Here is a 5,656-nt window from a genome sequence, read left to right as displayed (position 1 = left end):
GGCGCCGACCACGCCGGGCAACCTGGCCTACACGCTGCCTGCCTCGGGTCAGATCAAGCTGACCTGGAGCGCGTCCAGCGACAACACCGCCGTCACCGGCTACGAGGTGTTCGCCAACGGCTCGCTGGTGACGACCACCGCGGGCAATGTGCTGACGTACACCGACAGCCAGCCGGACAGCGCGACCGTCTCCTACTTCGTCCGGGCCAAGGACGCGGCGGGCAACGAGTCGGGCAACAGCAACACGGTGACCCGCAACGGCACCACGCCGCCCACCGGTGGCACCAACCAGGCCGTCGGCAAGCCGATCGTCGCCTCCTCCACTGTCCAGAACTTCGTCGCCGCCAACGCCGACGACGACAGCACCTCGACGTACTGGGAAGGCAGCGGCTACCCGACGACGCTGACCGTGTCGCTGGGCTCGAACGTGGACACCAGCTCCGTGGTGGTCAAGCTCAACCCCGACGGCTCGTGGGGCAACCGCACCCAGACCATCGCGGTCTCGGGCCGGGAGCAGAGCTCCACCACCTTCACCCAGCTGTCGCCCGCGACCGCGTACAACTTCAGCCCGAGCACGGGCAACACGGTCACGATCCCGGTCTCCGGCCGGGTCGCCGACGTGCGTCTGACCTTCACCTCCAACACCGGGGCGGGCGGCGGCCAGGTCGCCGAGTTCCAGGTCATCGGGGTACCGGGGCCGAACCCGGACCTGACGGTCAGCAGCCTGACGGCGTCGCCCGCGTCGCCGATCGAGACCGACCCGATCACGCTCAACGCCACGGTGAAGAACATCGGCACCAACGCGTCGGCGGCCACCAACGTCAACTTCTACCTCGGCACCGCCAAGGTCGGCACCGCCAACGTCGGCGCGCTCGCGGCCGGCGCCAGCACCACCGCGTCGCTGAACATCGGCGCCAAGGACGCGGGGACGTACCAGCTGACCGCCAAGGTCGACGAGGCCAACACCGTCGTCGAGCAGAACGAGACCAACAACAGTTACACCAACCCGACCGGTCTCGTGGTCAAGCCGGTCGACACCTCCGACCTGGTCGCCTCGCCGGTCGGCTGGACGCCGGGCAACCCGTCGGCGGGCAACACCGTCAACTTCAGTGTCGCGATCAAGAACCAGGGCACGGTCGCCTCGGCGGGCGGCGCGCACGGCATCACCTTGTCGATCCTCGACGCCACCAGCGGCAGCGTCATCAAGACGCTGACCGGCACCTACACCGGCGCGCTGGCGCCCGGGGCCACCAGCGCCCCGGTCAGCCTGGGCAGTTGGACCGCGGTGAACGGCAAGTACACCGTCAAGACGGTGATCGCGGTGGACGCCAACGAGGTCTCGACCAAGCAGGCGAACAATACCAGCAACCTGTCCTTCTTCGTGGGTCGCGGCGCCAACATGCCGTACGACAACTACGAGGCCGAGGACGGCGTGCTCGGCGGCGGTGCCACCGTCCTCGGGCCGAACCGCACCATCGGCGACCCGGCCGGTGAGGCGTCCGGCCGCAAGGCGGTGAACCTGGCGTCCAACGGCGCCTCGGTGTCCTTCACCACCCGCGCCAGCACCAACACGCTGGTGACGCGCTTCAACATCCCCGACGGCACCGACTCGACGACGCTGAACGTCTACGTCGACGGCTCGCTGCTGAAGACGATCCCGCTCACCTCGAAGTACTCGTGGCTCTACGGTGACGAGGCCAGCCCGACCAACTCGCCGGGATCCGGCCCGCGCCACATCTACGACGAGGCCAACGTGCTGCTCGGGACGACCGTCCCGGCCGGCCATGTCATCAAGCTGGAGAAGGACGCGGCCAACACCGCGGCCTACTACAACATCGACTACATCCAGCTGGAGCAGGCGACCCAGGTCGCCAACCCCGACCCGACGAAGTACGTCGTGCCGGCCGGCTTCACCCAGCAGGACGTGCAGAACGCGCTGGACACCGCGCGGCAGGACACCACCAAGCTCGGTGTCTACCTGCCCGCCGGCGACTACGCGACGGCCAACAAGTTCACCGTCTACGGACGGGCGATCAAGGTGGTCGGCGCCGGTCCCTGGTTCACCCGCTTCTACACCCCGCAGACCCAGGAGAACACCGACGGCGGGTTCTCGCTCCAGTCCGGTTCCGACGGCTCGTCCTTCACCGGATTCGCCTTCTTCGGCAACTACACCAGCCGTATCGACGGCCCCGGCAAGGTGTTCGACATCACCGGGATCGCCAACCTCACCATCGACAACCTGTGGATCGAGCACACGATCTGCGGTGTCTGGGGCACGAACGTCGACAACTCGACGATCACCAACCTCCGGATCCGCGACACCTGGGCCGACGGTGTGAACCTCACCAACGGCAGCAGCGGCAACCTGGTCAGCAACGACGAGGCCCGCACCACCGGTGACGACAGCTTCGCGCTGTTCCCCGCCATCGACCACACCAACGAGCAGGAACTGAACAACACCTTCCAGAACCTCTCGGTGCAGACCACGTGGCGTGCCGCGGGCCTGGCCGTGTACGGCGGCGGCGGCAACAAGTTCAGCAACCTGTACATCGCCGACACGCTGACCTACTCGGGCATCACCATCGGCTCGCTGCAGTTCGGCGGCATCCCGGCCCTCGGGTTCGAGTCCACGCCGCAGACCACCTTCGACAACATCTCGCTGGTGCGGGACGGCGGTCACTTCTGGGGCGGTCAGACGTTCCCGGGCCTGTGGGTCTACTCGGCGGAGTTCAAGCTCCAGGGGCTGCGGATCAGCAACCTCGACATCTCCTCCCCGACCTACTCCGGGATCATGTTCCAGACCAAGTGGAACGGCAGCACGCCGCTCAACCCGATCACGGACACCATCTTCACCAACGTCACCGTCACCGGCGCGCACAAGAGCGGTGACGCCTTCGACGCCAAGTCCGGATTCGGTCTGTGGGCCAACCCGCAGCCCGAGGCGGGCCAGGGACCGGCCGTCGGCGCGGTCACCTTCAACGGCCTGCAGGAGAGCGACAACGCGGTGGACATCCAGAACACCGCGCCCAACTTCACCATCACCGTCAACAACTAGTCCCGTCCAGGAGGACATGACCGCGACGAAGTGAACTAGTGCCTGGGGTGCGCCCGCGTTCGGATGACGAACGCGGGCGCATTCCGCTTGGGGACGCGGCGGGCACCGTGGGCACGACGGGCACGACGGGCACCGTGGGCACAACGGGCAGCGGGTGTTCAGTCGGTGAACGAGAGGTCTTGACGCGGCATTGGTCTAGTCCTAGCGTCACGTCGAGCGATGACAGTCACGTCGTCGTCCCTCGTTCACCCACCTGAATGTGACGGGCTCAGGCTGCCCGCTACCGGAAGGCCCCTCCCCCCATGAAGAAACCGCGTCTCCGGCTCAAGGCGCTCGGCGCCCTCATCGCCACCCCGACGCTCGCCGCCGGCGTTCTGCTGGCCACCGGCGGTACCGCACACGCCGCCGCCAACCCCGGCCCCGGCTTCCCCGCCCACTACGCGGCCCCCTACGCCGAAGTGTGGAACTCCCCGTCGGCGCTGGCCGCCGTCAAGAACGCCACCGGGCTGAAGTACTTCACGCTGGCCTTCGTCATCGACGGCGGCGGCTGCAACGCCACCTTCAACGGTGACACCTCGATCACCGACGCGAGCTGGACCTCGGCGATCAACACCCTGCGCTCCGGCGGCGGCGACGTCATCGCCTCCTTCGGCGGCGCCTCCGGCACCGAGATCGGCATCTCCTGTACGTCGGTGTCCTCGCTGGAGGCCCAGTACAAGCGGGTCATCGACGGTCTGAACCTGACCCGGCTGGACTTCGACATCGAGGGCGGCGCGCTCGACAACACCGCGGCCAACGACCGCCGCAACGCGGCGCTGGCCGACCTCCAGTCGCAGTACGCCGCGGCCGGCAAGAAGCTCGACATCGACTACACCCTGCCGGTCGACCCGTCCGGCCTGGAGTCCGACTCGATCAGCCTTCTGAACAACGCCAAGAGCCACGGGCTGAACGTGAACCTCGTCAACATCATGACGATGGACTACGGCTCATCGATGGACATGGGCAACGCCGCGATCAGCGCCGCCCAGGGTCTGCACACCCAGCTCGGCCAGATCTGGAACACCAAGACGTCGGCCCAGCTGTGGGCGATGGAGGGCAACACGCCGATGATCGGCGTGAACGACACCTCCAGCGAGGTGTTCTCCACCTCCGACGCCACGGACCTGACGAACTTCGCCAAGACCAACGGCATCCAGGAGCTGTCCTTCTGGTCGCTGGGCCGTGACAAGGCCTGCGCCACCAACGGCGGTGCGACGCAGGACGGGTGCAGCGGCACCTCGCAGTCGCAGTACCAGTTCTCCAGCATCGAGAACGGCATCACCGGCGGCACCACCACCCCGCCCCCGCCGCCGCCCTCCGGCGCCACCGGGCCGATCCACTCCGGCTACGCGAACAAGTGCGTGGACGTGAACGCGGCCAGCAGCGCCAACGGCACCGCCGTGCAGCTCTACGACTGCAACGGCACCAACGCCCAGAGCTGGACGGTCGCCGGCAACGGCACGCTGCAGGCGCTGGGCAAGTGCATGGACGTGACGGCGGCCGGCACGGCCAACGGCACGAAGGTGGACCTGTACGACTGCAACGGCACCGGTTCGCAGGTGTGGCAGAAGTCGGGCAGCACGCTGGTCAACCCGCAGTCCGGCAAGTGCCTGGACGCCACCGGGCCCAGCTCCGCCAACGGCACCCCGCTGCAGATCTGGACCTGCGCGGGAGCCACCAACCAGCAGTGGACACTGCCGTCCTGACGAACGTCCGGGCGGCCGCAGCGGCGCTCCTGACACTCTGACGGCATGCGACCGGTCCCGGGCGGGGGTGCTCTGCACCCGCCCGGGACCGGCGGTCTTTTCCCCGGCCCGCGGCGGTCGGGCGTCCAGAGACTACGAGGACGGCCGCACCGCGTCCATGGGTCACCGCAAATCAGCGATGCTTCGGTAGAAATAAAGCGATCAAACAGCGGCATTGAGCGATCTGACTCCGGCAAAAGCCGACCATGCGGGCAATCGGTCATCCGTGGGAAGAATGCGGGTCAGCAGGCCGCCCGCCGGACGCAGCTCACCGGGCGCGGCACCGAACCCGTCCAAGGAGCCCCATGAAAAGCTCGGAACTGCTCGCCGACGCCTTCGGCCGGATCCGCGAGGAGGTGCACGCCGCCGTCGAGGGGCTGACCCCGGACCAGCTCGCCGAGCGGCCCGACCCCGGCGCCAACTCGATCGCCTGGCTGGTCTGGCACCTCACCCGGGTCCAGGACGACCATGTCGCCGATGTGGCCGGCGAGGAGCAGATCTGGACCTCGCAGGGCTGGGACCAACGCTTCGGCCTGCCCCTGCCCGCCGCGGCCACCGGCTACGGCCACGACCCGGCCGAGGTGGCGAAGGTCCAGGTCTCCGACCCGGCCCTGCTCACCGGTTACTACGACGCGGTGCACGAACGGACGCTGGGGTACCTGGACGGCCTGACCGCGGCCGGGCTGGACCGGATCGTCGACAAGCGCTGGGACCCGCCGGTCACCCTCGGCGTCCGGCTGGTCAGCGTGATCGGCGACGACCTCCAGCACGTCGGCCAGGCGTCCTTCCTGCGCGGGCTGTTGGACGGCGGTAGCCG

At 68.3% G+C, this 5,656-nt stretch carries 3 protein-coding genes; all 3 read left to right on the top strand.

What is annotated here, in order from left to right; genetic code table 11:
* The coding region (locus tag GA0115240_RS05320; RefSeq protein WP_093735490.1) for a CARDB domain-containing protein at nucleotides 1-3,055 on the top strand (3,055 nt) is incomplete at its 5' end.
* A gap of 302 nt (nucleotides 3,056-3,357) precedes the next feature.
* Nucleotides 3,358-4,800: a chitinase gene (locus GA0115240_RS05315; protein ID WP_093735489.1), complete on the top strand. Its 1,443-nt coding sequence runs from the start codon at nucleotides 3,358-3,360 to the stop codon at nucleotides 4,798-4,800.
* A 344-nt stretch (nucleotides 4,801-5,144) separates the two neighbouring features.
* A partial coding sequence (locus GA0115240_RS05310; protein ID WP_107407100.1) for a mycothiol transferase occupies nucleotides 5,145-5,656 on the top strand: 512 nt, incomplete at its 3' end.

This window comes from Streptomyces sp. DvalAA-14 (genome assembly GCF_900091855.1).
GTDB lineage: Bacteria > Actinomycetota > Actinomycetes > Streptomycetales > Streptomycetaceae > Actinacidiphila.
Note: the sequence above shows the minus strand (reverse complement) of the source record. Positions and strands in the feature narration are given on the sequence as shown.